This is a genomic window from Synechococcus sp. CCY 0621 (assembly GCF_019038465.1).
GTDB lineage: Bacteria > Cyanobacteriota > Cyanobacteriia > PCC-6307 > Cyanobiaceae > Cyanobium.
In genome coordinates this window covers 1-24,977 of record NZ_JAFKRH010000006.1, presented here as the reverse complement: position 1 = coordinate 24,977, position 24,977 = coordinate 1, and the positions used below count along the sequence as shown (strand labels likewise).

Genomic DNA, 24,977 nt, shown 5'->3' with positions numbered 1-24,977 from the left:
ATGGGTGCACCGGCGCAGACGCTGCGGATGATCGCATGCCCCCATGGCAAGGATCACGGCCCCAGCTGTTGCCGACACCCGTGCAGAAGGGCGAGCACCGCCTCGTCACTGAGCTGCTCGAAATGCTCGAACCACATCCCCACCGCCTGAAGATCGTCGACGACGGCCAGGGCCTCGATTCGCTCAACCAGCCGGCCAAGCTCGTCAGCCACCGCGCGATCGACCACCGGCACCGCCAGAGAAAGCGTAGCCGGTTCAACCTGGCGCAGGGAGACCAGTGCCGCCTTCACCGTCATGCCGGTGGCGATGCCGTCGTCGACCACGATCAGGTGTCGTCCACGGAGCCGGTCGCCGGGCGGGTCCCCGAAGCGATGCTGCCGGCGTCGCAGTTCCTCCTGCTGAGCCCGCAGCCAGCCGTGCGTCGTTGCCGTGGTGGCCCGTCGGATGGCACCGTGGCCGTTCCGCCAGACCACCACCCCACCGGCGGCAACGGCCCCGATCGCCACCTCCGGCGAGGCAGGATCAGCCACCTTGCGCACTGACCAGGTCGCCAGGGGCAGCCCCAGACGCGAGGCCATCGCGGCGGCCACCGGCACGCCGCCTCTGGGCAGGGCCACCAGGGTGGTGTCGCGGCAATGGCCCTGGCGATCGGCGAAAACCTCGGCCAGGGCCCGCCCCGCCTGGTGGCGACTGGTCCAGAGGGGAGGTCGATTTTTCAAGGCACGCCCTGCACGGATCCCCTCTGCGTCTTCACCTTGGCCCAGACGGCCTCCATGCCGCCCGCCAGCGGCCTCGAGCTGAGCGCATAGATCCGCAGGACCTGCCCCCTCGGGATGATGCCCAGGGACGAGCCCGAGCGGATCGTGCCCTGGGACCTCAGGTACACGGACGTCGTGGTGGTGACATCGACATTGGGGGCCGGCTTTTTCGGTACGTTGATGGTGCGATCGTCCCGGAGAGCTCCGGAGGCATCCGCCTTGCCGACATAGATCCAACCCTGAAGATCGGTGGCGGCGATCTTGGCCGTCGTGATCTCCTCCAGAGCCAACGCGACGGGCGAAGGCTGAACCGGAATCGTCTCCACAGCGTCCTGCTGCAGAGCGCCTTGTGATTGGTCGATCAACTTGTCTTCCTTGCGGACCTGACGCTGAACACTCACATCCTCTGTGCGCGCCAGCATGTCCAGGGCATTTTTGCAGGTCGACAACTCAGGCAGCTCCTTGCATTCCTGCCTGAGCAGAAACGCGGCGGCATCCCTGAGATTACTTTTGCCGCTCTGCAACGCGATGTTGGCAATGTTCATTTTGTCCTTGTCATTAGCGGCGATGATATACAGGCCAATCAGGGCAACTTTACCTTTCGTTTCATTGTCACCAGTAAGGTTATCCATCTGATCAAGAATCTGTTTCGAGAAGGCCTGCGTACGTTTGCCTTCCTCCAATGACTGGGTGATTCTCACAGCACTCCAGGCCTGGAATGCACCGGATAGAGACACCACCGAAGCCGTGAAGATGCTGAGGTTCCTGATCAGTGAAGAGGTGTCATCTGAAGGGGATGTTCCCATTGATCATCCGACCAGACAGCCATCCATACCTTATCCCTGTCAAACAGGGCTGCGCCTGTGATCCTCTCACTTTGATCGGATAAACGTCACAATCACCACCCGGTTCTCAGGGGCGGCACCTGTTTGGGGTGCCGCCATCAGCCCACCCTCAAAACGGTTGGCAGGCCGTTACGTCCGCGGCTTTCGTGCTAGAAATCAAACGCCTGCCGTTGAGGCGGGCCCCATCTCAGGGATTCTGAGGTCTACCATGAATCATGACGTCGCCGTCCTCATCGGACGCTTCCAGCCCTTTCATGCAGGGCATTTTTCGTTGATCGCTTCGGCCCTCGACAGGGCCGAGCGCCTGTTGCTGCTGCTGGGCAGTCATCGCTGCGCCCCCGACACCCGCAACCCCTGGAGCAGTGAGGAACGGGAGCGCATGATCCGCGCCTCCTTGCCCGCCGACTGGCAGCGCCGGCTGGAGGTGATCCCGATCCGCGATCATCTCTACTCCGACAATCTCTGGCTGGCGGAAGTGCAGCAGAAGGTGCTCGCCGCCACCGATGAGGAGGATCGGGTGCTGCTCGTCGGTCATCGAAAAGACCGCAGCAGCTACTACCTCGATCTTTTCCCCCAATGGGACTTTCAGGACGTGCCCCTCAACAGCGACGTCCATTCCACGACCATTCGCCAGGCCTACTTCTCCGGCGCCGATGACTCCCAGTGGGCCTCCCATGTGCCGGAGGCGGTGCGTGCGTTCCTGACGGACTACCGCGAGACGGGCCGCTATCGCTGGCTGCGCCAGGAAGCCGATTACATCGCCGGCTACCGCCAGCTCTGGTCGGTGGCGCCCTACCCACCCACCTTCGTCACCACCGATGCTGTGGTGGTTCAGTCGGGCCACGTCCTGGTGGTGCGCCGCCGGGTGCGGCCCGGCCAGGGGCTGATCGCCCTCCCCGGGGGCTATCTCAACCAGAAGGAGATGGTGGTGGAGGGGATGCTGCGGGAGCTGCGCGAGGAGACGGGTCTGAAGGTGCCCAAACCAGTGCTGGAGGGGTCGATCGCCGACCGCCACGTCTTTGATGCTCCAGGTCGCTCCCAGCGCGGCCGGGTGATCACCCATGCCTTCCTGATTCAGCTCAAGGGGGGCGTCCTCCCCAGTGTGCGCGGCGGCGACGACGCCGAAAAAGCCTTCTGGATGCCCCTGGCCGACATCTACGCCCACGAAGACACGTTCTTCGAGGACCACATCCAGATCATTCAGCACTTCATCTCGCGGATCTGACCCACCGCCGCCGGTGACGGCTGGCCCATCAACGCTTCAGGCCTGGGGAGACCGGGCCGAAGCCCCCTTATCCACATCGTGCGGAGCGCACACCATGGACGTCAATCTTCTGCTCGACACTGACAGCTACAAGGGCAGCCACTGGCTCCAGTACCCCCCCGATCTGACCGCCATGGGGGCCTACCTGGAGAGCCGGGGTGGCGAGAACCCCGACACCCTGTTCTTCGGACTGCAGATGCTGCTGCAGGACACCCTGGAGCGGCCCGTCACCCAGGGCGACATCGAGGAGGCCGCCGACCTCTGGAGCGCCCACGGCCTGCCGTTCAACCGTGAGGGCTGGCAGCGCCTGCTCAGCGTCCACGGCGGCCGGCTGCCCCTGCGCATCCGGGCCGTCCCCGAGGGCAGCCGGGTGCCCACCGGCAACGTGCTGATGACGGTGGAGTCCACCGATCCGGCCCTGGCCTGGCTGGTCACCTGGGTGGAGACCCTGCTGCTGCGCCTCTGGTACCCCACCACCGTGGCCACCCGCAGCTGGCACTTCCGCGAGCTCCTGCGGGTGGCCCTGGAGCGCTCTGCCGACGACCCGGCGGCCGAGCTTCCCTTCCGGCTGCACGATTTCGGCTCCCGCGGCGTCTCCAGCCACGAGAGCGCCGCCATCGGCGGCCTGGCTCACCTGGTGGCCTTCCGCGGCACCGACACCGTCGCGGCTCTGGTGGCGGGCCGGCGGCACTATGACTGCCCGATGGCCGGCTTCTCGATACCCGCCGCTGAGCACTCCACGATCCTGGCCTGGGGGCAGGAGCACGAGCTGGAGGCCTACCGGACCATGCTCGACCGCTTCGCCAGGCCGGGTGCCGTACTGGCGGTGGTCTCCGATGCCTACGACCTCTGGAACGCCGTCGACCGGCTCTGGGGCGAGCAACTGCGGGAGCAGGTGATCGCCTCTGGCGCCACCGTGGTGATCCGGCCCGATTCGGGCGATCCGGTGGCGATCGTGCCCGAGCTGCTGCGCCGTCTGGAGGCCCGTTTCGGCAGCCGGCTCAACGGCAAGGGCTACCGGGTGCTGGAGCACGTGCGGGTGATCCAGGGGGATGGCATCACCGCCACCAGCCTGCCGCTGGTGATCGAGGCGATCCTGGCGGCCGGCTTCAGCGCCGAGAACGTCGCCTTCGGCATGGGTGGCGGCCTGCTGCAGCAGGTGAACCGGGACAGCCAGCGCTTCGCCTACAAGGTGTCGTGGGTGGAGCGGGCCGGCCGGATCCGGCCGGTGCACAAGTGCCCGGTCACCGATCCCGCCAAGGCCAGCAAGGCCGGCATGCTCGACCTGATCCGGGACGAATGGGGGTACCGCACGGTGGAGCGGCAGGGCCTGGAGCCCCATCCGGCCAGCTGCCTCCAGACCGTGTTCGAGAACGGGACGCTGGGGCGTCGCACCAGCCTCGAGGAGGTGCGGGCCAGGGCGATGCAAAGCTGAGCGGCAGCCCCCCGTGGGGTCCCCACGCGCCCATGCCTGGTCTCCGGCTGGCATCTCTGCTCAGCGTGCTCGGCCTGGGGCTTGGCCTGGCCGGCCCCTCCTGGACGGCGCCAGCCTTCCGGGCCACCGTGCTCTCGGTCGGCGACGGCGACACCCTGCGGGTCCGCAGCGGCGATCAACGGATCACGGTCCGGCTGGCCTGCATCGACGCCCCCGAGATGGCCCAGATGCCCCACGGCCAACAGGCGCGCCAGGTCCTCCAGTTGCGCCTGCCCGTGGGGCGGTCGGTGACGATCCAACCCCAGGGCCGCGACCGCTTTGGGCGCACGCTGGCCGAAGTGATCAGCGAAACCAACATCAACCTGGCCCTGGTGGAGGACGGCCTGGCCTTCGCCTACCGCCGCTATCTCGCCGCCTGCGACGGGGCGGCCTATCTGGAGGCCGAGCAGCGGGCCCGCCGCCAGGGGTTCGGTGTCTGGCGGGTGCCAGGCGGGATCACCCGGCCCTGGGACTTCCGGCGAGGTCGTTCCGTCCGGATCCCCGATGGCACCACCTAGGGTCTGGGGGCCACTGGGTGGCTGGCCATGTTCCGTCCCGAGGCCACGGCCTGGCAGGCCCTTCCGGGGCCGGAATGCCTGCGGCGGCTCGGGGTCGGCGAAGCCGGCCTGAGCGAGGCCGACGCCGCCGACCGACTGGCCAGCGTCGGACCCAATCGACTTGCCCTGTCGCCGGGCCCAGGCCGCTGGCGGATCCTGCTGGATCAGTTCAGCAACGTGATGCTGGTGCTGCTGCTGGCGGTGGCGGCCGTGTCCGCCGCCCTGGCGGTGCTGGATCACGCCTTCCCTAAAGACGCGATCGCCATCCTGACGATCGTGGCCCTCACCGCCCTTCTGGGCTACCTGCAGGAAAGTCAGGCGCTGCTGGCCCTGCGCAGCCTGCTGAACCTGGCCCAGCCCCTGGCCCGCGTGCGCCGGGACGGCCACTGGCAGCGCCTCCCCAGTGACCAGCTGGTGCCGGGGGACCTGATCCGCCTGGAAAGCGGCGATCGGGTGCCCGCCGATGCCCGGCTGCTGGAGGGCAGCGAACTGGGGCTGCAGGAGGCAGCCCTCACCGGCGAGGCCGATCTGGTGAGCAAGCGCCCCGAACCGCCGCTGGCGGCCGAAACACCCTTGCTGGAGCGGAGCAACTGTCTGTTCTTGGGCAGCGAGGTGGGGCGGGGACGGGGCCTGGCCGTGGTGACTGCCACAGGGATGGCCACCATGCTGGGGGGCATCACCACCCTGATCCAGACAGCCCGCCCTGAGCCGACACCCCTGCAGAAGCGACTGGCGGACCTCTCTGGCCAGCTGGTGGCCTGGGCCCTGGTGCTGGTGGCAGCGGTGGTACTGGGGGGCTGGCTTCTGGGCGGATCTCCCCTGGCCCTGCTGGAGCTGGCCCTCTCCACCGCTGTGGCGATCGTGCCGGAGGGGCTGCCGGCCGTGATCACGGTGAGCCTGGCGATCGGCACCCGGCGGATGGTGCAACGGGCCGCCCTGATCCGCCATCTGCCGGCGGTGGAGGCCCTGGGCGCCATCACCGTCATCTGCACGGACAAGACCGGCACCCTCACCCAGAACCGCCAGGTGGTGGTGGAGCTCCGCTGCGGCACCCAGGCCCTGAACCTCACCGCGAGCGGCTTCAGAATCCGGGAGCTGGCGCCTCCAGAGAAGACCGGGGCCGGCATTGCCCAGGGTCCTTTGGACCTGCTTCTGCAGGCCGGCGTGCTCTGCAACGATGCCGAACCAGGGCAGCGGGGATGGACAGGAGATCCCACCGAGGTTGCCCTGATGGAGGCCGGCGCCACGGGGGGCCTGGAGGGATCCGTCCTACGTGCGAAGCACGGGCGAACGGCGGAGATCCCCTTCCGCGCCGAGCGCCAGAGGATGGCGGTCTGGGTGAGCGACCCCGACGGCAGCCTGGCGGCGCCCCTGGGTCCAGCGTCCTTCGTCTCCGCCAAGGCAGAGGGGTCCCAGCTGCTGATCGTCAAGGGAGCTCCGGAGGTGATCCTGGACGACTGCGATCGCTGGCTGGATCGGGCCGGGGCGCGGAGCCTCACGCCGGCCCAGCAGGACTGGTGGCTGGCGGAAGCGCGCGGGCTGGCTGCGGCCGGTCTGCGGGTGCTGGCCTTCGCCTGCAGCCCGCATCACCCAGGGCCAGAAGTCGGACTGGGGGGTCTGGTGCTGGTCGGCCTGATGGCGCAGCGCGATCCGCCCCGGCCGGAGGTGCCCGGTGCCGTGGCCCGCTGCCACGGGGCCGGCATCCGGCCGGTGATGGTCACCGGCGACCACCCCCTCACGGCGCGCGCCATCAGCACGGCCATCGGCCTGGTGGAACCGAGCAGCCCGATGGCTCAGGGTCCGGAGCTGGAGCGCCTCGACGACGCGGCGCTCGAAGCGCTGGTGCGGCGGACCAGCCTCTTTGCCAGGGTGCTGCCGGAGCAGAAGCTCCGCATCGTGCGTGCGCTTCAGGCCACGGGCGCGGTGGTGGCCATGACCGGTGACGGTGTCAACGATGCCCCGGCCCTGCGCCAGGCCCACATCGGTGTGGCCATGGGCATCAGTGGCTCGGACGTGAGCCGGGAGGCCGCCGACGTGGTGTTGCTCGATGACAACTTCGCTTCGATCGTCAATGCCGTGGAGGAGGGCCGGCAGGTGTACGCCAACATCCGCCGTTTCGTGCGCTTCATCCTGGGCTGCAACCTGGGCGAACTGATCACCATCGGCTCGGCGCCGCTGCTGGGTCTGGCCCTGACGCCCCTGCAGATCCTCTGGATCAACCTGGTGACCGACGGCCTGCCGGCCCTGGCCCTGGCCCTGGGTCCACCCGGGGAGGATCTGATGCAGCAGCCGCCGATTGACCCCGGCGAGTCGCTCTTCGCCCGCGGGTTGGGCGGCGCCATCCTGCGCATCGGGCTGGTGTTCGGGGCCCTGGTGGTGGCGCTGATGCTGGTGGCTTCCCGCCTCAGCCGTCCCTGGCAGACCATGGCCTTCACCACCCTCTGCCTGGCCCAGCTGGGCCATGCCCTTTCGGCCGGCAGCGACCGGCCCCTTTGGCGCACCCCTCTCCTTTCGAACCCCTGGCTTCTGGGCGCGGTGCTGGCCACTGCCGCCCTGCAGCTGACGCTCCTCTACGTGGCGCCGATGGCCCGGTTCCTCGGAGTCACCGCCCTCTCTGCCATCGATCTGGCGGCCTGCGCAGGGGTGAGCCTGGCCTTCGTGGGCTACCTGGAGCTGGAAAAATGGCTCGCCCAGGTTCTGCGCCATGCTGGCCATTCACCCCACCCCCACACCAGCGCATGAGCCTCGATCAGGCGCGCTCCTTCCTGGCCCGCATGCAGGACGACGAGGCCCTGCGCGGCCAGGTGCTGGCCGCCGCCACCGCCGACGACGTGGCCCAGATCGCCGCCGGCAAGGGCTTCGACTTCTCGGGGGATGAACTGCTGCGGCTGTCGGGGAAGAAGGTCGGTCGGGTCACGGTGACCAAGCAGGACATCCCTGGGGAATACAACTGATCCGAGCTGGCTAGGCCACCGCCAGACGGCGCCACTGGCTGCGTAGCTGGTGCGGCACCGGCAGGGGCCGGTAGTCGCGCGGATCACTGGGGCCGTGGCGCAGCACCGCATTGACCAGCAGGGCGGGGATTCGGCCCCTGTTGATGGCGCCATGGGGCACCCCGGGGGGAATGCGGACCCAGAGGCCTTCGTCCTCCCGCAGCGTGATGCGGCGTAGCTGGCGGTTCTGCAGCACCACCAGATCGATCGATCCGCGCAGCACGAGCAGCTGATCGGTCTGGAAGCGGTGGCAGAAGAGTTCAAAGGAATCGCCGCTGCCGATCTCGGCGATCAGGGTTTCATCGCTGGCGCGGGGGGCGGAGAACACCGCCTCGCCGTGCAGCGAACGCTCCATGGGAAGCAGTTCGACGTTGCGGGAGAGGGCCATGACAATCGCAGCAATATGATTAACTTTCGCGACTGTTTTTCCGGGTGATCGTCGTATCGGCTACCGACAGGTGGGGCTGTCAGGATTTACTGGCGCCGCTCGCATCAAGCCCTTCGGCGAAACGCCGGTTCACCTCGTTCCAGTTCACCAGCGACCACCAGGCGGCGATGTAGTCCGGCCGGCGGTTCTGGTAGTCGAGGTAGTAGGCGTGCTCCCACACATCCAGTCCCAGCAGGGGCACGCCCCGCTCGATGCCCGGCAGATCCATCAGCGGGTTGTCCTGGTTGGCGGTGCTGGTGATCGCCAGGCTGCCGTCGGGTCGCCGGATCAGCCAGGCCCAGCCCGAACCGAAGCGGTCGGCCGCCGCCTGGGCGAAACGCTGCTGCAGCGCTTCGGGGGAATCGAAAGCCGCCGTGATCGCCGCCTGCAGCTGCGGCGATGGGGTTCCCCCTTGGCCGGGAGGTGCCATCACCCGCCAGAAGAGGGAGTGGTTGTAGTGGCCGCCGCCGTTGTTGCGAACGGCGGCCGGGTACCGGGAGATTCGGCCCTGCAGGTCCTCCAGCGACAACTGCTCGAGCTCGGGATGGTCGGCGATCCGGGCATTGAGGTTCGCCACGTAGGCGCCGTGGTGGCGGTCGTGGTGGATCGTCATCGTGGTGGCATCGATCGACGGGGCCAACGCCTCGGCCGGGTAGGGCAACGGCGGCAGCACGAAGGCCGCGAGCGCCGGGGCGGCTCCGGCGATGAACACCGCCAGTCCCACCAGTCCAGCGAGGCAACAAGCCCTCATGAATCGGAACAACGACAGCAGGGCCATGGGCACGGCGGGAACATCTGATTCGTTTCTAAACGGCACTGCCGGGGAAAGCCGAACGCCAGTCCAGCCAGGGCAGGCCCGGCAGGATCGCCGGAGTCGAGGCGCGGTAGGCCTCGTACTGGGGATGAAGGTTGCAGAGGCCGGTCTCCTCCCGCCGTGCCTTGAACCCCAGCACCACGACCAGGCCCAGCAACAGGGCCAGATGCAGCAGGCTGCCCAGGGCCACGGTGACGCCCAGCGAGCAGAGGATCACCGACTGGTACAGCGGATGGCGGCAGCGGGCGTAGGCGCCGGTGGTCACCAGAACGGCCTCGGGCATCGGTTCGGGCAGGGGGCTGAGGCTGGCGCCCAGATTCAGGGCGCCCTGGGCGGCCAGCACCAGACCGATGGCGAACAACGCCAGACCAACGAGCCGCAGCGCCAGCGGCCAGTTCAGACCCAGCGAGGCTGGGGAGGGGCTGGCCGGCAGCAGATGGGCCAGGATCAGAGCCATCTGGGCGATCAGCCACCACTCACCACGGCGGTTGTCGCGCAGGCCGGCCCAGGAGAACCCCCAGGCGCTGAGCCGTGTGGCCAGGGCGTTCGGCATGGTGACCTCACAGATCGGCGTCCAACTCCATGCTGGGCCGGGATCGGCCTTATGGGCGCAGCAAGTCCTCCACCAAAGGATCAAGCGCCGCCGGGTGGCGCAGCAACTGCTGGTGGCTCCAGACCGGCAGCATCCGCCGCGGCCCGATCGGCAGCACCCCATGCCAGCCCGGCAGCACCATCAGATCGCAAGCGGTGCCATAGCTGCAGCAGTCGATATCCCGCAGGGGGGAGAGATCGGCGTTGAGCTGGCGCAGCAGGGCGCTGCCCAGCTTGAGGTCGGCGATGCCGGCCAGGGGCCAGCGGGGCCAGGGCTGGGCCGTCAGGGTGCCCTGCTGGGGGCTGCCAAGGCTGAGGAAGCGGCGGGTGCGGGCATGGCCACCCATCTGCTGGATCCAGGTGCGGGCGATGACGCCACCCATGGAAAAACCCAGGATGTCGATGGGCTCACGCGCCCCGAACGCCGCCTCGATGTGGCCGGCGAGCCGCTGGGCCGACGTCTGGATCGGCGCGATGCCGAAGCGCAGCGGCAACGCAGGCAGGAGGAGAGGCTCTCGTCTGCCGTTCAAGCCTCGCAGCAGGTGGTCAAACACCCTCGGGGTGTCAAACAGCCCGTGAACAAGAACCAGAGGGGGCCTGTTGGGCTGTTCCCGGTAGGAAGGAATGGTGGCGGCCAGCGGCACACTCTCCATCCTGCGATGGAGAGTGGCAGGGAACTGGCTGGCTCGAAGTGTTTGGCGGACTTGGGCGCATCGCCGGTGCTCAGACGCGGCTTGCACGGGTTGTCAGAAGGGCCGCCTTCAGGGGCTCACGACTGACAACGTCAGATGAATGGATGGAACCGGTCGCTGATGGCTGAGCCTTATTTGATCGCTGGAGAGACGGCGGCGTCCACGGAGTGGATGGTGGTATGGGGCGAATGGATGCCCGCAGATGGATCTGCCTTGGACTCGGGAAAGGGGATGACGAGCATGGAGACCAGAAAGGCCGCTCCGCTGATCGCGGCAACCGTTAGCTGGGCTACCGGGCTTACAGGATCCATGACGGTTGCTTCACTGCCTCTTAAGAATACACCAAGTCATCGCTCATGGCTGTGGTGGGCGCGGCATTGCTGCTGCAGCAGTGCCGCGATCGGACAGGACGGTCAGGATTCAAACGCTGACAGGGCTTTGGGGGGTTGACGAGCCCCGACACCAGCCCCCGGCCCGTCCTTGAGAGCCTCCCTGGCCAGCGCTCTGGCCGCAGATAAGCTGAGAGCGAGAGGAAAACTTGGATGAGCCGCCCCAGATGAACCGCTACGACGCGCTGGCGGAACGGTGGCGGATCCAGAGCAGCAGGACCGACGAGCTCCAGGACTCCCTCCGCACCCACTCCTATCTGTTGCTCACCGAGCTGGCAACGGAGTTGGGGGTGGACGCGAAAACCTGGAAGGAGCAGAAGAACCCCTTCCACCGCCGCTATGTGGAGTACCGGCTCTCGCCCTTTCCCGGTTCCGAAGGTGAGACACGGATCGACCGGTACACCCCCAGGGGCGAACTGGAATTCGCCATCGTCGTCACCTTCGACCACGGCGAGGACCAGTTCCCGAAAACCCGCTTCCTGCTGCCCCTGGCCACCCGCATGTACCGGCAGCATCCCCAGTTCTGCCTGTGGGACCCCCTTCAGGCCGCCCCCCTGGAGGGCTTTCTGTGGGTGGCCACCCGAGCGGCCGTGATCCAGGACATCTTCAGCCTCCTGGATCGGGAGCTGGCGATCGATCCCTTTGAGGGGCCGCCGACACCACCCAGGCTCGGCTGTCTCTGATCGGCGCCGCAGAAAAGCCCCCGGCCGTTCAGGCCAGCACAGGAAAACATCCCCGCAGGCCACTGACGAGCATCTGGACGGCGATGGCACTCAGCAGCAGGCCCATCAGCCGGCTGATCACCTTCTCCTGCAGTTCCCCGAGGGCCTGACGCAGGGGCATCGAAGCGATCAACAACAGATAGATAATGATCGCCAGCAGGCCGATCACGGCGCTCAGGGCCGCCTTACCCTGCCAGGCCGACGGGGCATCGGCCACCACCAGGGAGATGGCACCGGGGCCCGCCAGCAGGGGCAGGCCGATCGGCACCACGCCGGCGCTGTCTTCGGTCCCGTCCAGCGAACCATGGCTCACTTCGCGCCCATCGATCAGGCGCAGGCCGATGGGCAGCAGGATCAGCCCGCCGGCCACCCGGAACGCCTCCAGGGTGATGCCGAACAGGTCGAGCAGGGCCTGACCCCACCAGCAGGCGGCGATCAGGGCACAGAGAAAGGTGAGCACCGCCAGGCGGCTGATCCGTCGGATGCGGACGGGATTGCCCCGACCCGCCTGCACCACCACCGGCAGCAGACCGATGGGCGAGCTGATCGCCAGCAGGCCGACGGCCGTATTGATCAGGGACATGGCGGCCCCGGGGGCACCGGGAATTCGATGACCATCATCGGAGCCGTGGCCCATCGGCACACCGGACACATCTGGTCATCACCCCATGGCTCCGGCCCCATTGCAGCGCTGACGAGCGCCGATTGACTGACGGGGCCCTCAACGCTCGATCCATGACCGTCACTCGAGCCCGACTGCGACGGCGCACCACCCAGGCAGCTCCGTTGCTCCTGGCCCTGCTGCTTCCCGCCCCGGCGACGGCCACCACCTACCAAGCTCTCTGCGGCAACAACCCCTGCAGCATCAACCTCGATGCCAACGGCATCGGGGACCGGACCAGCTTCATCCCCATCGGCCGGATCGCCCGCTGGTATGCCGGCGGACAGGAGACCTATGACAGCACCAACGGCACCGTGGGAGCCGTGGGTGGCGGCACCGCCGGGGCCATCGCCGGTGGCCTGCTGCTGGGCCCGATCGGTCTGGTGGGGGGCATGGTGGGCGGCGCCCTTGCCGGATCCAAGGCCGGCAAGACCGCCGATCTGCATTTTTCGGTGGTGGGCTACGACAGCGGCGGCGACAAAACGACGCTCAACTTCCGCTTCGTCAATCCAAGGCCCGCCAACCAGCTGAAGCAGGAACTGGCGGTGCTGACAGGCCTGGCCATGGGTGAAACCCGTTCGCTCGCCGAACTGCAACGGCAGCGGGATGGCCTGCCTCAGCGCCTCGGCAGTGGACCATCTCCCCAGGCGATTCCCTCCCAGTCCTTCGGGTCACCCTCCCGTTACCGCTGAGCCTCGACGGCCAGCCGATCCAGCGCCTGCTGCATGGTGTGGGTCACCTGCCGGTAGCACTGCTGCACATAGGCCCGGTCGCGGCTGGCGGCATGGCCGTTGCGCTCGAAACGGATCGGCGGGCACACCCGCGTGCGGATCCGCACCGGCAGGGGCAGGTTGAGCAGGGGCCCCAGGGCCAGGCCCCAGGGGAGGTCCAGGTAGAGGGGCATCACCTCCGGATCGATGCCGAACAACCAGGGCATCCCCCGCTCGTGCAGGGCCCGGAACTGGGGATAGAAGTCTTCGAGCACCACCAGGGTGTCGTGGGCGCCCCAGGAGATCACAGGAACGATCGGCAGCCCATGCCAGATCGCCAGGCGCAGGAAGCCGGTGCGGCCGGCGAAATGGATGCGGCCCCGGTCCCGGTGGGGGCGGAAGGTGTCCTGACCGCCACCGGGATACACCAGCAGGCTGTGGCCCTCTTCCAGGGCCGCCAGGGCCAGGCGCGGATGGTAAGGAATGGCCCCGGTGCGGGAGGCCAGATCCGCCAGCGGCGGATAGCCCAGCCACACCTTGGGGTGGGCCAGCCCCAGCACCCGGCGCTCCAGGCCAAATCGGCGGAACCAGTCGTACATGACCATGTGCATGTCGGGCGCCGCCAGGCCGCCGTTGTGGGTGCCCACGAACAGCACGGGGTCCGTGGCGGGGATGTGCTCCCAGCCATCTGAAACGACACGGAAGTAATGGTGGTAGAGCCAGCCCCAGAAGGGCATCAGCCGCTGGATCAACTGCGGATCCCGGCGTTGCCAGCGGTGCAGCGCGGCCTGGCGGGATACGGGCATGGACGGAAGGACAGTGGGCTGGAGTCTGGCGACCCGGCGGGCCCCGACCAGCGGGATGCCCTTTCTAGGGTTGATCGGTGCCTGCAGCCCGTCGCTGCACCCGGTTCCTGCCGTCTGCCCCATGGCCGAACTCACCCTGCTGTTCGATGGCGGCTGCCCCCTGTGCCTGCGGGAAGTCAAGATCCTGCGCCGTCGCGATGCTGAGCGGGGCCGCCTGGCCTTCGTGGACGTGGACGACCCCGCCTACGACCCGGCACGATACGGCGGCATCACCTACGCCGACGCCATGGGCCGCATGCACGCCCTGCGCGCCGACGGTGAAGTGATCAGAGATGTGGAGGTGTTCCGCCAGGCCTATGGGCTGGTGGGGCTGGGCTGGCTCTATGCCCCCACCCGCTGGCCCCTGCTGCGGCCACTGGTGGACGCGGTTTACGGACTCTGGGCCCGCTGGCGGCTGGCCATCACGGGCCGGCCGTCGATGGAGGTGCTCTGCCTGGGCCGTTGCAATCTCTCCAAAACAGCCACCATTCAGACGCTGGAGGTCTGAAGGGCCGCGCCGGGCGATTCCGGAAGAACAGCGTTCTTTCCCAATGGCAAAGAAGGCAAAGCGTCTTGGCGGCTTAGCCGGCTCGGAGGCAAGCTGGGACAGGCCTGCACGGGCGGTCAGCACCATCAAATCACCGGGGCTTATCAGGCGGATTGGCAATGCTGCCCGATGCCCCCACCCACCAGCTGAAACTGGTCATTAACGTTCCCGGACTTCAACACGAGCCTCTTCTGAGGTTTTCCCCCAACAGAAGGACTCTGACGCCATGCCTGCCCTCGTGCCATGACGATCGCCATGCCCGCCCGTCCGCTGCGCCTGACCCTTCGCTCCGATGATCATCTGCCGCCGGATATCAGCTGGCGCATCGATGATGGCTACATCCGCGCCAACACCTGGAATGTGGAAGGTGAATCCATCACCCTCGGAATCTGGGGTCCAGGCGATCTGATCACACCCACGGGTTGTGGCGTCACCCCTTACGAGCTCATCTCCCTCGCCCGGGTGTCGGTGGAAGAGCACCATCCCAGCGAGAGCGACGTCCTCGATTTCCTCCGCGATCAGATCACCCAGACCACCCAGCTGCTGCAGATCCACCGCATCAGGCCCGCGGAGGCACGCCTGCTGCACCTGCTGCGTTGGATCGGCGGACGCTTCGGGCGGATCAGCAGCAGTGGCACCACCCTCTCCCTCGAGGACATGAACCTGACCCACCGTCACCTGGCCGACATCGCCGGCATGACCAGGGTCACGGTCACCAAGGCACTGACGCGCTTCCGCAGTCAGGGATTGGTGGTGCGAGTCAGTGAGGCCGATCTGCTGGTGCCACGCGACCCCGGACCCCTTTCCTCGGCTTCGCTTCCTTTCCCGAGAACCCTTCGCCATGAACCACCCGCGCACCAGAACGCCGGTATCCGAACGCCTTGACACCGTCCCCTGGCATCAGTAGCTCAGACGCTTCCAGATCGTCCAGTCCCTGGAAGCTGTTCAAGATCTGATTGTCATTTCCCTCACCTTGGGCCTGTTTGCGGTCATGGTGCTCCAGTTGAAGCGCACCTTCACGGCCCTGCTCTCGTCCTCGGAGTTCCATGAAGTCACCGCAGACATCCTCTTCTTCCTGATCCTGGTGTAGTTGTTCCGCCTGCTGATCATCTGTTTACAGAAACAACGCGTATCGATCCTGGGAAGACATCGTCTGCGGCGTGCTTGAGAGTGAGTGGCATCAGATCCTTGCCGTCCGCCTTTTTCTTGTCACGATGGTCCTGCTGATGGTGGTGAGAGTGTGGCTGTCACCCACCTTTGCCGGCGTTGATCCTGAAGCTCAGATGTCAGCCAGAATGCGTCAGGCCACTGAACATGCTGGGCCCTGATACGCCCGGCTGGTGCATCTTCCTTACAGGCATTCTCGTCATTAATCAGACAGCCTGATCAAGGCAATTGAAAAGACTGATTCATCTTGTTTCCCAGCCACATCATCCAGCCACTAACTTTGCCGGACCCCAAATGGGGGATCTTCAACAGCCCTCTGACTGTCCACGGATTACCTCCTCGTCCTGCACAGATAACGGAGCCTATTCAAACCCTTCAGACTGATGTCACTGCCAGGATTAACCAACTGAGACTTTGATCTCCTTCGCCACAGTCTTCTGATTATTCCCCCTTTCGCCAGATCCCATCACCATGACCAAGCGACGTCGTTTCCTCGCCCTCGTCGGTGGAGCCCTCACCTCCACCATCGTTCTTGCCGGTTGCCTGGGCAACCCGCCCACCAGCACTGACGCAGGCGGCTCGGCCCCCACCAGCCAGGCACCTGCTGCGGGCAATACCGATCTGGAGGTCAAGACCGTCAGCCTCGGATTCATCCCCATCCTGGAAGCCGCTCCCCTTGTGATCGGCGTCGAGAAGGGCTTCTTCGCCAGGCACGGGCTGGAGGTCAATCTCAGCAAGCAGGCCAGCTGGCCCGCCGCCCGGGACAACGTCGTGCTGGGAACCGCCGGCGGTGGCATTGAGGGTGGCCAGTGGCAGCTGCCCATGCCCCAGATGATCAGCGAGGGGGCGATCACCGACGGCAAGAAGGTGCCGATGTACATCCTGGCCATGCTGATGAGCCAGGGCCAAGGGCTCGCCGCCTCCAACAGCGTCAAGGACGCCAATCTCGGCACCGACCTCAAGCCAGCCGCCTCCTTCATCAAAGACTTTCCGCAGACGGAGAAGCGCAAGTTCCGCGCCGCCTACACCTTCCCGAAAGCCAACCAGGACATGTGGATCCGCTACTGGCTGGCCGCCGGAGGCATCGATCCCGACAAGGACGTGGAACTCCTGACGGTTCCTTCGACCGAAACCGTCCAGGGCATGCGGAACGGCACGATGGAACTGTTCAGCACCGGCGATCCGTGGCCCACCCGGGTGGTGAACGACAAGATCGGCTACCTGGCCACCACCACGGCCTACCTCTGGCCGGTGCACCCGGAAGAATTCCTGGCCGTGCGCGCCGACTGGGTTGACAAGAATCCCAAGGCCACCATCGCCTTGATCAAGGGTGTGATCGAAGCCCAGCAGTGGCTCGACAAGCCGGAGAACAAGATCGAGGCCGCCAAGATCCTCTCCTCGCGCAAGTGGTACAACATCCCCCAACCCGTTCTTGAGCTGGCCCTCAAGGGTGGCTACAAGCCGGGAACCACACCCACGCCGGAAACGGATCCCAAGAATGCTCCGCTGTACTGGAACAGCGATCGTGGGGTGATTTCCTACCCCTACAAGAGCCTCACCCTGTGGTTCCTGCTGGAGTCGATGCGCTGGAAGTTCTACCCCGACACCGTCGGCAGCATCGAGCAAGCCAAGGCCATCAATGACAAGGTCACTCGCGAAGATCTCTGGCGCCAGGCGGCCCAGGAACTGGGCCTGCCAGCCGCCGACATCCCCACCACATCCAGCCGCGGCAAGGAGACCTTCTTCGACGGTGTCGTCTATGACCCGGAAAAACCCCAGGCCTACCTCGACAGCGTGAAGATCAAGCGCTGATCTGCAGAACCAGGACCCAGATGGTGTGTGAGGTTCATGGGGCCATCGCACACCATCCCTGGTCCGATCTTTCCGAGCCAATCTTTCCCATCTTTCCTTCCCTTCCAGGAGAACAATTCCATGGTTACCAGTCCCAACGACGGACTTTCGTCGCCACGCAAGACCAGCGCCATCAACCCCCTGACATGGCTGCTGCGCAACCAGGGCAACTGGCTGCCGCCCCTGCTCGGCATCGGTGGCTTTCTGCTGATCTGGCAACTCACCTCCGCCTTCGGGGTCACCCGCCTGCCATCGCCCAGCAGCCTGTTCACCGAAGAGCGCACCCGCATCCTGATTTTCTATCCGTTCTTCGATCGTGGAGGTCTGGATAAAGGCCTGTTCTGGCAAACCTTCGCCAGCCTCGGGCGTGTGGCCCAGGGCTACACCATCGCCGCTCTCGTGGGGATTGCCGTGGGGATCACGGTGGGCCTGAAACCGACCCTCAATCGTGCCTTCGACCCGCTGTTCCAGTTCCTGCGCATGGTCGCACCTTTGGCCTGGGTTCCGATCGCCCTGGTGGTGTTCCAGAAGAACCAGCCTGCTGCCATCTTCGTGATCTTCATCACGGCTGTTTGGCCCATTCTGATCAACACGGCCGAAGGGGTTCGCCAGATCCCCCAGGACTACCGCAACGTCGCCCTGGTGCTGCAGATGTCAAAGGGCCGCTTCTTTTCCAAGGTGTTGATCCCCTCCGCCCTTCCCTACATCTTCACCGGCTTGCGTATTTCCATCGGTCTGGCCTGGTTGGCCATCATTGCCGCTGAAATCGTCATGCCCGGGACGGTGGGCATCGGCTTCTTCATCTGGGATGCCTATCAGCAGAACTATGTCGGTGAGATTGTTCTGGGTGTGATCTGGATTGGAGCCATCGGCTTGATTCTCGATCGTCTCATGGTCTGGCTTCAGACACGCATCGCCGCCGGTCAGTGATTCGACAGAAACCATGACTCTTCTTCACCCGATCAAGGTCTTCAGATCTCTCGAAGCATGGATGAATGACAAACGCAATGTGATTCGATTTCTGCTGGCCCGCCTTCTGCTGATGACCGCCATGCTCGTGGCTTTCAGCTTCCTCTATCTCACCCAACAGTGATCCCACATGACAGCACTCGTTGACGTCCAGAACGTCGAAAAGAACTTCCCTCTCTCTGGAGGCGGCAACTACCTGGCTCTCAAGGGGATTGATCTGGAGATCCGAAAGGGAGAGTTCATCTCCCTGATCGGCCACTCCGGCTGCGGCAAGTCCACCCTGCTCAACATGATCGCGGGTCTGGACCTCCCCACCGGTGGAACCGTTCTGCTTGAGGGAGAAGCAGTGAAACGTCCCGGCCCCGACAAGATGGTCGTGTTCCAGAACTATTCGCTGCTGCCCTGGCTCACGGTGCGCCAGAACATCGCCCTGGCCGTCGATGAAGTGATGCCCGACCTGGATCGCTCAGAACGGGATTCCGTCATCGAGGAACACCTGGAGATGGTGGGACTCACCCCGGCCGCGTCCAAGCTCCCCGCCCAGCTCTCGGGGGGCATGCGTCAGCGGGTATCGATTGCCCGCGCCCTGGCGATCAAGCCGAAGCTCCTGCTGCTGGATGAACCGTTCGGTGCTCTCGATGCGCTGACGCGGGGCAATCTGCAGGAGAAGCTGATGCAGATCTGCAACGAACACGAGCTCACCGCGGTGATGGTCACCCACGACGTGGATGAGGCGGTGCTGCTCTCCGACCGGATCGTGATGCTCACCAACGGACCGGGTTCGAAGATCGGCGGCATCCTTGAAGTGGATATCCCTCGGCCCCGGGCGCGGCTCACCGTGGTGCACCACCCGAGCTACTACAGCCTGCGCTCGGAGATCATTTACTTCCTCAACCGCCAGAAGCGGGTCAAGCAATGGCAAGCGCGCCCCCACAAGGTGCTGCCCCGCCACGGCCTGGAGAAAGTCAACCTGGATCTGGGCTTCATCCCCCTGGCCGCCTGCGCGCCCATGGCGGTGGCCGAGGCCAAAGGATTCTTCGCCAAGCACGGCCTCGACGACGTGCAGCTGGTGCGGGAAACGAGCTGGCGTGGCGTGGTCGACGGCCTGGTGGATAACACCCTCGATGCGGCGATGATGCCCTCGGGCATGCCCACCTGGATGACGGCCGGTGGCCATGGCGGCCCGCCGCTGCCGATCGTGTCGGCCCTCACCATCAGCCGCAACGGCAACGAGGTGACGCTGGCCAAACGGCTGGCGGAGCAGGGGGTCAGCACGGTGGAGGACTACCGCGCCTGGCTGGGCAGCCATGAACGGGAGCCGCACCGGATCGGCATCGTCCATCCCGCTTCGATGCACAACCTGCTGCTGCGCTACTGGCTGGCGGCCAACGGCATCGACCCCGACAAGGACGTGCACCTGCAGACCCTGCCGCCGGCCCAGATGCTCGCCGACCTCAAGGACGGCTCGATCGACGGCTACTGCATCGGCGAACCCTGGAACTTCCGGGCGGCCAGCAGCGGCCATGGTGTCCCAATCGTGGGGGATCTGGAGATCTGGTCGGGCCATCCCGGCAAGGTGCTCGGGGCGCGCGAGGACTGGGCTCTGGCCTATCCCAACACCCACATCGCCCTCACCAAGGCGCTGCTGGAGGCCTGTCGCTACTGCGCCGACCCTGCCCACTGGCAGGAGATGGGTGAGCTGCTCAGCGACCGGCGCTACCTGGGTATCAAGGCCGACCTGATCCGCTTCAGCGGCCAACCCGGCGACTCCAATGCCTTCGCCCCCCACGGCGAACCGCACCATCTGTTCTTCGGAGCTGGGCTCAACCGTCCCAGCCGCAGCGAGCACCTCTGGATCCTCACCCAGCTGGCCCGCTGGGCCGAGATTCCCTTCCCGCGCAACTACGTGGAGATCCTCGAGCGGGTCTGCAGCGTGGGGGTGTTCAGCACCGCCGCCCGGGAACTGGGCCTGGAGGACGTGAGCTATCAGCGCAGCGGCATCGAACTGTTCGACGGTCGCCCCTTCAACCCCGAGGACCCGATCGGGTACCTCAACGAGGTGTCCCTGCACCGTGATTTCAGCATCGCCGAAATCCCCATCGGCCAGCCCCGCACCATCAGCGCCTGATCTCAACGACGTCCGCCCCTCCCCCCATGATCACCACCGCCACCCAGCCCCTGCTGCGCTTCGAAGGCCTGGGCAAGGTCTACCCCACCCCCACCGGCCCCTATCCGGTACTGGACAACGTCAACCTGCAGGTCGAGCAGGGGGAATTCATCTGTGTCATCGGCCATTCCGGCTGCGGCAAGTCCACGCTGCTGAACATGGTCTCGGGCTTCTCCAAGCCCAGTTCGGGCCAGGTGCTTCTGAACGGCGTGCCGATCGAGAAGCCCGGGCCCGATCGGATGGTCGTGTTCCAGGGCTACGCCCTGCTGCCCTGGATGACGGCCTACGAGAACGTCTACCTGGCCATCGATTCGGTGAAGCCAAAGCTTCCGGACAGGGAGAAACGCGACGTCGCCATGGAGCACCTGGCGATGGTGGGCCTGTACAAGGCCAGTGACAAGAAAATCACCCAGCTCTCCGGTGGCATGAAGCAGCGGGTGGCCATTGCCCGCGCCCTGGCGATCCGCCCGGAGGTGCTGATCCTCGACGAGCCCTTCGGGGCCCTCGATGCGATCACCAAGGAGGAGCTGCAGGAGGAGCTGCTGCAGATCTGGAACACCCAGAAATGCACGGTGCTGATGATCACCCACGACATCGACGAGGCCCTGTTCCTGGCCGATCGGCTGGTGATGATGACCAACGGTCCGGCCGCCTCGATCGGCGAAGTGATGCCCATCGACTTCCCCCGGCCCCGCAACCGGGAGGACATCATGGAAGACCCGAAGTACTACGAGCTGCGCAACACCGCGCTCGACTTCCTCTACAACCGCTTCGCCCACGACGACATGGAATGACGCCCGGAGGCGGGGCGGGGCCGTTCATTTCTGCCAGGATGCGGCCCCGACAGCGGGGTTGCTCCCTTGACGCGGACATCTCCGTCCCGGATCCAGGTGGCCCTCGCCCTGGCCACCAACCTTGCTATTCCCTCTCCGGCGCTGGCCCTCGAGCAGATCGAGCTGAAGCTGCCCCTGCTGGACACCACCTTCTCCATCCGTCTGGCCGAACTGCGCGATCCCCGCAGCCTGCTGGCCGGCAACAGCGACCTGGCCGAACTTGACCAGGCCACCCAGGGTGCCATCGGGCAACGGATGGTGGAACTTTTCAACGCCCCCCTGCCCCTGCAGACCCTGGATGTGGCCCGCCAGGTGGTCCCCTCACCCCTGGCCCAGCAGGCGCTGCTGTTGCTCTCCTCCCTCGGTGGCGTCGACGGGCTGCCCGCCGATGTGTCGAGTGAGACCGTGCTGCAGGTCCTCGACCGGGCCTCTGTCCAAGGCGGCCTGACGATGCTGGGGTTGCTCCAGGCCATCCCTGGCCGCACGGCCACGGTGGATGTCGGCAAGGGCGTGTTTCTGCTCCAGCGGATGAACAGCCAGCTGCGGACCGCCACTCAGCTGCTGGAAGGCCAGACGCCGGCGACAGCGGATCCCGCGCTGGCGGGATCAGGTGCGCTTGCCGTACGGCGGGACACCCTGAACCTGCCGGTGACCTACCGGCCCCAGCCCCTGGAGGTGGTGGTCATCCGTCCCTCCCAGCAGGCCTCCGGTCGGCTGGTGGCGATCTCCCACGGGCTCTGGGATGGGCCGGAGAGCTTCGAGGGCTGGGGGCGGCATCTGGCCAGCCACGGCTACACCGTTCTGTTGCCCCGCCATCCCGGCAGCGACCGGACCCAGCAGCAGGCCATGCTCTCGGGAAAGGTGCCTCCGCCCGGCCCGGCGGAGCTGCGCCTGCGGCCCCTCGACATCTCCGCCCTGATCGATGCGGCGGCGGCGGGGCAGCTGGGGCTGCCGCCTGGGGTGGACACCCGTTCGGTGGTGGTGCTGGGCCAGTCCTGGGGGGCCACCACCGCTCTCCAGCTGGCGGGCGCCCGTCCCCGTTCCCAGCTCCTCCAGAAGCGCTGCAACGATCTTCAGGACCCCCAGCGCAACCTCAGCTGGGTGTTGCAGTGCAGCTTTCTGGGCGCCACCGATCAGGCGGCCCTGGCCGACCCGCGGGTGAGGGCAGTGGTGGCGGTGAGTCCGCCGATGGCGCTCCTGTTCGATGCCGAGGCCGCCCCTGTCTTTCAGGGTCGGGTGCTGCTGGTGAGCGGCAGCCGCGACTGGGTGGTGCCACCCGGCCCTGAAGCCATCGCACCGATGGCCCGCATCGCCCGTCTGGGGAAGCACGGCCATCGGCTGGTGCTGGCGGGGGGAGGGGACCACTTCAATCTGGGCTCCACCTACGACCAGGGCGGAGGGCCCCTGCGGGGTCTGCTGCTGGGCTGGGTGAACGGAGCCTTCGCCGCGGGTCCCGGGGTCGCTCCAGGCGTGGGGGCCCCAGAGCTGTTACCCCCGAATGGCTGGGGGGATGACGTTCTGTCCCTCAGCGACGTCAGCGGCCGGCTGCCGAGTTGGAACCCCTGACCCGTCAGGGGCCGCCATCTGACCCACACTTGGCCTCCATGGCTCCCGCCCCTGATTGATGTCGCCTCGGCCCCCCCATCCGCCACCGTTCCGTGCCTGGGGCGGAGCCGGGCTGGCCGCCCTGCTGACCCTGGCGGCCCCGTCGGCCCAGGCGGCCGAGCAGGTGGTGTTCGTCAGCGGAGCCTTCCGCCGCTCGATCCCCGTCGCCGACCTGGAGCGGCTGGCCCGCACGGGCGAGGCCGTGGGCCTGCTGGGGGATGCCCTGCGCCTGGGCGGCAAGGACCCCGCCGAAGTCGGCAAGCTGCTGAACCACCGGGTGACGCTGCCGCTGGCGCTGACCACACGGCTGCTGAGCACCGGCTTCGGGGAAACGGCCCTGGAGAAACTGGCCGTGATCATTTACCCCCTCAAGGCTCCCGGGGTGGGGATGGTAGCCCTGCGTTCAGCGACGATCCTGGGAATCGAGACCGGCTCGGGCAGCCTGTCGGCCGTGGGGTTCCTGCGGGCCTATCCCAACGAGGACGTGGCGATCAACCTGCCGGCGCTGCAGTCGGCCCTGCAGGGGCTCAGCGGCATGGGCAACGTCGTCAAGGAATTTCTCGAATCGGACCTGGGCGCCAACCTTGAGCGGGTGAAGCCTCCCGGGGCGCCGGCCCAGCCCTGAGGGGGGTCGAAGGCCTGTGCGAGCGTCAGCGGAGACCAGAGGTGCCGCTCTTGCGCTGCAGGGTTGCCGCTAAGCGGCCATGGCCATCTGGGCTTCGGGTTGCGGCAGCGCCAGCCGCTTCAAGATGGCCACCAGGGCCCCCAGTTGGGGGCCTTCGAGGTGGAACAGACCCTGGTCCACACTGGCCCCACGGGCCGCCAGCACGTCGTGGATGGCCTCACAGATCGCCCGCGCCTGGGAGTCCGACTCGACGCCACAGACCTGGATTCTCTCCTCCAGGCCGCCGGGAGCGGCAGAGCTGTCCGTGATCTGGAGCCGAAACCAGCGCAAGCCATCCGGCATCGGATGGGCCGTCAGATGCACGTAATGGTGGCAGTCAGAGAGACGTCGGTCCACCGCCCGTCCCAGCTGCAGCGCCAGGTCGCCGTCGTGGTCGTCGCCCAGGCCGATCTGGGCATGGAAGGCGGCTTCCAGACGCTGCTGCTCGGCATCCGTGGCTTCCCTTAGCCCGCGGCACACCTCGGCATGGAGATGCTCCTGCCAGGCGTGGGCCACGAACACCGGCAACAGGGTGGCTTGATCAGCGTCGAAGGCTCGCTGGATGTTGCCCGGCAGGGTCTCCGGGGTGCCATCGCTGGCGTGGCGGAGCAACCATTCCTGCAGGGCCGTGAGCGGTGCCGCCATGTCAATCGTTTATTCAACTTGCTTTAAGCCTAGCTTCATTTTGTCGCTTCGCCACCATCGAGCAGCCACAGGGCCAGGCCGCCGCCCCGTCCCCGGGCCGCCAGCCACCCCTGGGACGTCCCAGTTGCTGGATCCGGCTCGCCTGGGGCGGGGGGTTCGGCGGCGATCAGGGCGAAGAATGGCCGGCGCAGCGGATCGGGCGGGGGCAGGGCACGTTCGATCAGCACCCGACCGCCCAGCAGTAACCGCAGGCGATCGAAGCTGAAGACCAGAAGGGGACGACGGCCCTGCAGCCGGCCAACCCCGTCAAAACGAAGTTCCAGGGCACCGAGGCGAACACTGTTCACCATCCGCATCGTTTCGCCGCCTGCATCCGCCCTGTCGTCCGGCGCCAGCTGCAGGCGGGCCCCCAGCCCCCGCAGCAGGGCGGCACCGAACGCGGCGGGCCGCAGGCTGCCCTTGCTCCAGATCCGCTCGAGTCGCCAGGAGCCGATCAGCGCCCCCTGGCCCAGACCGCTGCCCTGCCGGCGGCTGCGTCGCTCTTGCTCCAGCAACCACTGGGCCTCGGGGATCACGGCAGAACGCCTCGGAAAGCACGAGACCAACGGTAGGGAAGGCCTGCCGCCCAGCAGCATGTCCGCTTCGCAATCGCCAGCTGCTATTGAGAATCGCTTGCAAAAGGGGTCCTTAGGCGTCTAGGTTGCGAGCAGTTCGCAATAAGGGCGCTCCTCCTCGATGCGCTACCGCTTCCTTCCCGATGACCCCGTCACTGCCGTGCGCATGCCGG

Annotated in this window: 26 protein-coding genes; 16 read left to right on the top strand and 10 right to left on the bottom strand. The window is 66.6% G+C overall.

All coding sequences use genetic code 11. The annotated features are described in order from the left end of the window. Positions 1-53: 53 nt before the first annotated feature. Both KUG43_RS01205 and KUG43_RS01200 read right to left on the bottom strand, forming a co-directional pair. The gene (locus tag KUG43_RS01205) at positions 54-719 is read right to left on the bottom strand and encodes a phosphoribosyltransferase (RefSeq protein ID WP_216905314.1); all 666 of its coding nucleotides are present in this window, start codon (positions 717-719) and stop codon (positions 54-56) included. After that, the gene (locus tag KUG43_RS01200) at positions 716-1,498 is read right to left on the bottom strand and encodes a hypothetical protein (RefSeq protein WP_216905313.1); all 783 of its coding nucleotides are present in this window, start codon (positions 1,496-1,498) and stop codon (positions 716-718) included. The genes KUG43_RS01205 and KUG43_RS01200 overlap by 4 nt, the downstream gene beginning before the upstream one ends. A gap of 313 nt (positions 1,499-1,811) precedes the next feature. Between KUG43_RS01200 and KUG43_RS01195 the strand changes: the two genes are divergently transcribed. The 5 genes from KUG43_RS01195 (at position 1,812) to KUG43_RS01175 (ending at position 7,852) form a co-directional block, all read left to right on the top strand. Further along, positions 1,812-2,828, top strand: coding sequence for a bifunctional nicotinamide-nucleotide adenylyltransferase/Nudix hydroxylase (locus KUG43_RS01195; RefSeq protein WP_216905312.1), 1,017 nt, complete (start codon positions 1,812-1,814; stop codon positions 2,826-2,828). Between the two features lie 94 nt (positions 2,829-2,922). Continuing rightward, positions 2,923-4,302, top strand: coding sequence for a nicotinate phosphoribosyltransferase (locus KUG43_RS01190; RefSeq protein ID WP_216905311.1), 1,380 nt, complete (start codon positions 2,923-2,925; stop codon positions 4,300-4,302). A 32-nt stretch (positions 4,303-4,334) separates the two neighbouring features. Next, positions 4,335-4,859, top strand: coding sequence for a thermonuclease family protein (locus KUG43_RS01185; RefSeq protein WP_216905310.1), 525 nt, complete (start codon positions 4,335-4,337; stop codon positions 4,857-4,859). A gap of 27 nt (positions 4,860-4,886) precedes the next feature. Further along, positions 4,887-7,640 (top strand): cation-translocating P-type ATPase, encoded by a 2,754-nt coding sequence (locus KUG43_RS01180; RefSeq protein WP_216905309.1) that lies wholly within the window; start codon positions 4,887-4,889, stop codon positions 7,638-7,640. Continuing rightward, entirely contained in the window at positions 7,637-7,852 is a 216-nt protein-coding gene (locus KUG43_RS01175) for a Nif11-like leader peptide family natural product precursor (protein WP_216905308.1), read from the top strand. Before KUG43_RS01180 ends, KUG43_RS01175 begins: the two co-directional genes overlap by 4 nt. A gap of 10 nt (positions 7,853-7,862) precedes the next feature. Here KUG43_RS01175 and KUG43_RS01170 read toward each other — a convergent pair whose 3' ends face one another. From KUG43_RS01170 to KUG43_RS01155, 4 genes are all read right to left on the bottom strand, one after another. Further along, positions 7,863-8,279, bottom strand: a complete 417-nt coding sequence (locus tag KUG43_RS01170; protein ID WP_216905307.1) for a cupin domain-containing protein — start codon at positions 8,277-8,279, stop codon at positions 7,863-7,865. 79 nt (positions 8,280-8,358) lie between these two features. Then, positions 8,359-9,096 (bottom strand): superoxide dismutase, encoded by a 738-nt coding sequence (locus KUG43_RS01165; protein ID WP_286194279.1) that lies wholly within the window; start codon positions 9,094-9,096, stop codon positions 8,359-8,361. A 28-nt stretch (positions 9,097-9,124) separates the two neighbouring features. Next, positions 9,125-9,685 (bottom strand): methyltransferase family protein, encoded by a 561-nt coding sequence (locus tag KUG43_RS01160; RefSeq protein WP_216905306.1) that lies wholly within the window; start codon positions 9,683-9,685, stop codon positions 9,125-9,127. A 49-nt stretch (positions 9,686-9,734) separates the two neighbouring features. Further along, a complete protein-coding gene (locus KUG43_RS01155; protein ID WP_216905305.1) occupies positions 9,735-10,376 on the bottom strand; it encodes an esterase/lipase family protein in 642 nt (213 codons plus the stop codon). 595 nt (positions 10,377-10,971) lie between these two features. Here KUG43_RS01155 and KUG43_RS01150 point away from each other — a divergent pair. Next, a complete protein-coding gene (locus KUG43_RS01150) occupies positions 10,972-11,487 on the top strand; it encodes a hypothetical protein (protein ID WP_216905304.1) in 516 nt (171 codons plus the stop codon). A 28-nt stretch (positions 11,488-11,515) separates the two neighbouring features. On the opposite strand, the gene KUG43_RS01145 is transcribed toward KUG43_RS01150, so the two are convergent. Then, entirely contained in the window at positions 11,516-12,109 is a 594-nt protein-coding gene (locus KUG43_RS01145; RefSeq protein ID WP_216905303.1) for a MarC family protein, read from the bottom strand. A gap of 152 nt (positions 12,110-12,261) precedes the next feature. Between KUG43_RS01145 and KUG43_RS01140 the strand changes: the two genes are divergently transcribed. Continuing rightward, positions 12,262-12,879, top strand: coding sequence for a hypothetical protein (locus KUG43_RS01140; protein ID WP_216905302.1), 618 nt, complete (start codon positions 12,262-12,264; stop codon positions 12,877-12,879). Here KUG43_RS01140 and KUG43_RS01135 read toward each other — a convergent pair. Then, entirely contained in the window at positions 12,870-13,703 is an 834-nt protein-coding gene (locus KUG43_RS01135) for a lysophospholipid acyltransferase family protein (protein ID WP_216905301.1), read from the bottom strand. The genes KUG43_RS01140 and KUG43_RS01135 overlap by 10 nt on opposite strands. A 121-nt stretch (positions 13,704-13,824) precedes the next feature. On the opposite strand from KUG43_RS01135, the gene KUG43_RS01130 reads away from it, so the two are divergent. From KUG43_RS01130 to KUG43_RS01085, 9 genes are all read left to right on the top strand, one after another. Then, the gene (locus tag KUG43_RS01130) at positions 13,825-14,250 is read left to right on the top strand and encodes a thiol-disulfide oxidoreductase DCC family protein (protein WP_216905300.1); all 426 of its coding nucleotides are present in this window, start codon (positions 13,825-13,827) and stop codon (positions 14,248-14,250) included. Positions 14,251-14,532: 282 nt separating this feature from the next. Then, positions 14,533-15,174 carry a Crp/Fnr family transcriptional regulator gene (locus KUG43_RS01125; protein WP_216905299.1) on the top strand — a complete coding sequence of 214 codons (642 nt, stop codon included), beginning with the start codon at positions 14,533-14,535 and terminating at the stop codon, positions 15,172-15,174. A 753-nt stretch (positions 15,175-15,927) separates the two neighbouring features. Continuing rightward, on the top strand, positions 15,928-17,268 hold the full coding sequence (locus KUG43_RS01115) for a CmpA/NrtA family ABC transporter substrate-binding protein (protein ID WP_216905298.1): 1,341 nt from the start codon (positions 15,928-15,930) through the stop codon (positions 17,266-17,268). Between the two features lie 120 nt (positions 17,269-17,388). Then, positions 17,389-18,237, top strand: a complete 849-nt coding sequence (gene ntrB / locus KUG43_RS01110) for a nitrate ABC transporter permease (protein WP_216905297.1) — start codon at positions 17,389-17,391, stop codon at positions 18,235-18,237. 13 nt (positions 18,238-18,250) lie between these two features. Continuing rightward, a complete protein-coding gene (locus KUG43_RS01105) occupies positions 18,251-18,400 on the top strand; it encodes a hypothetical protein (protein WP_216905296.1) in 150 nt (49 codons plus the stop codon). Positions 18,401-18,406: 6 nt separating this feature from the next. Beyond that, a complete protein-coding gene (locus tag KUG43_RS01100) occupies positions 18,407-20,404 on the top strand; it encodes an ABC transporter ATP-binding/substrate-binding protein (protein ID WP_216905295.1) in 1,998 nt (665 codons plus the stop codon). Between the two features lie 26 nt (positions 20,405-20,430). Then, positions 20,431-21,237 (top strand): nitrate ABC transporter ATP-binding protein, encoded by an 807-nt coding sequence (locus KUG43_RS01095; protein WP_216905294.1) that lies wholly within the window; start codon positions 20,431-20,433, stop codon positions 21,235-21,237. A gap of 66 nt (positions 21,238-21,303) precedes the next feature. Then, complete coding sequence (locus KUG43_RS01090; protein WP_216905293.1) at positions 21,304-22,842, top strand: alpha/beta hydrolase family protein; 1,539 nt, start codon at positions 21,304-21,306, stop codon at positions 22,840-22,842. A 58-nt stretch (positions 22,843-22,900) separates the two neighbouring features. Then, positions 22,901-23,506: an alpha/beta hydrolase gene (locus KUG43_RS01085; RefSeq protein WP_216905292.1), complete on the top strand. Its 606-nt coding sequence runs from the start codon at positions 22,901-22,903 to the stop codon at positions 23,504-23,506. Positions 23,507-23,575: 69 nt separating this feature from the next. On the opposite strand, the gene KUG43_RS01080 is transcribed toward KUG43_RS01085, so the two are convergent. Both KUG43_RS01080 and KUG43_RS01075 read right to left on the bottom strand, forming a co-directional pair. Beyond that, positions 23,576-24,190, bottom strand: a complete 615-nt coding sequence (locus tag KUG43_RS01080; RefSeq protein WP_216905291.1) for a hypothetical protein — start codon at positions 24,188-24,190, stop codon at positions 23,576-23,578. Positions 24,191-24,225: 35 nt separating this feature from the next. Beyond that, the gene (locus tag KUG43_RS01075) at positions 24,226-24,765 is read right to left on the bottom strand and encodes a hypothetical protein (protein WP_216905290.1); all 540 of its coding nucleotides are present in this window, start codon (positions 24,763-24,765) and stop codon (positions 24,226-24,228) included. Positions 24,766-24,977 lie beyond the last annotated feature (212 nt).

Coding starts and splice junctions, on each gene's coding strand:
- KUG43_RS01195 (WP_216905312.1), top strand. CDS start 1,812: ATGAATCATGACGTCGCCGTCCTCATCGGACGCTTCCAGCCCTTTCAT.
- KUG43_RS01190 (WP_216905311.1), top strand. CDS start 2,923: ATGGACGTCAATCTTCTGCTCGACACTGACAGCTACAAGGGCAGCCAC.
- KUG43_RS01185 (WP_216905310.1), top strand. CDS start 4,335: ATGCCTGGTCTCCGGCTGGCATCTCTGCTCAGCGTGCTCGGCCTGGGG.
- KUG43_RS01180 (WP_216905309.1), top strand. CDS start 4,887: ATGTTCCGTCCCGAGGCCACGGCCTGGCAGGCCCTTCCGGGGCCGGAA.
- KUG43_RS01175 (WP_216905308.1), top strand. CDS start 7,637: ATGAGCCTCGATCAGGCGCGCTCCTTCCTGGCCCGCATGCAGGACGAC.
- KUG43_RS01170 (WP_216905307.1), bottom strand. CDS start 8,279: ATGGCCCTCTCCCGCAACGTCGAACTGCTTCCCATGGAGCGTTCGCTG.
- KUG43_RS01165 (WP_286194279.1), bottom strand. CDS start 9,096: ATGGCCCTGCTGTCGTTGTTCCGATTCATGAGGGCTTGTTGCCTCGCT.
- KUG43_RS01160 (WP_216905306.1), bottom strand. CDS start 9,685: ATGCCGAACGCCCTGGCCACACGGCTCAGCGCCTGGGGGTTCTCCTGG.
- KUG43_RS01155 (WP_216905305.1), bottom strand. CDS start 10,376: ATGGAGAGTGTGCCGCTGGCCGCCACCATTCCTTCCTACCGGGAACAG.
- KUG43_RS01150 (WP_216905304.1), top strand. CDS start 10,972: ATGAACCGCTACGACGCGCTGGCGGAACGGTGGCGGATCCAGAGCAGC.
- KUG43_RS01145 (WP_216905303.1), bottom strand. CDS start 12,109: ATGTCCCTGATCAATACGGCCGTCGGCCTGCTGGCGATCAGCTCGCCC.
- KUG43_RS01140 (WP_216905302.1), top strand. CDS start 12,262: ATGACCGTCACTCGAGCCCGACTGCGACGGCGCACCACCCAGGCAGCT.
- KUG43_RS01135 (WP_216905301.1), bottom strand. CDS start 13,703: ATGCCCGTATCCCGCCAGGCCGCGCTGCACCGCTGGCAACGCCGGGAT.
- KUG43_RS01130 (WP_216905300.1), top strand. CDS start 13,825: ATGGCCGAACTCACCCTGCTGTTCGATGGCGGCTGCCCCCTGTGCCTG.
- KUG43_RS01125 (WP_216905299.1), top strand. CDS start 14,533: ATGACGATCGCCATGCCCGCCCGTCCGCTGCGCCTGACCCTTCGCTCC.
- KUG43_RS01115 (WP_216905298.1), top strand. CDS start 15,928: ATGACCAAGCGACGTCGTTTCCTCGCCCTCGTCGGTGGAGCCCTCACC.
- ntrB (WP_216905297.1), top strand. CDS start 17,389: ATGGTTACCAGTCCCAACGACGGACTTTCGTCGCCACGCAAGACCAGC.
- KUG43_RS01105 (WP_216905296.1), top strand. CDS start 18,251: ATGACTCTTCTTCACCCGATCAAGGTCTTCAGATCTCTCGAAGCATGG.
- KUG43_RS01100 (WP_216905295.1), top strand. CDS start 18,407: ATGACAGCACTCGTTGACGTCCAGAACGTCGAAAAGAACTTCCCTCTC.
- KUG43_RS01095 (WP_216905294.1), top strand. CDS start 20,431: ATGATCACCACCGCCACCCAGCCCCTGCTGCGCTTCGAAGGCCTGGGC.
- KUG43_RS01085 (WP_216905292.1), top strand. CDS start 22,901: ATGTCGCCTCGGCCCCCCCATCCGCCACCGTTCCGTGCCTGGGGCGGA.
- KUG43_RS01080 (WP_216905291.1), bottom strand. CDS start 24,190: ATGGCGGCACCGCTCACGGCCCTGCAGGAATGGTTGCTCCGCCACGCC.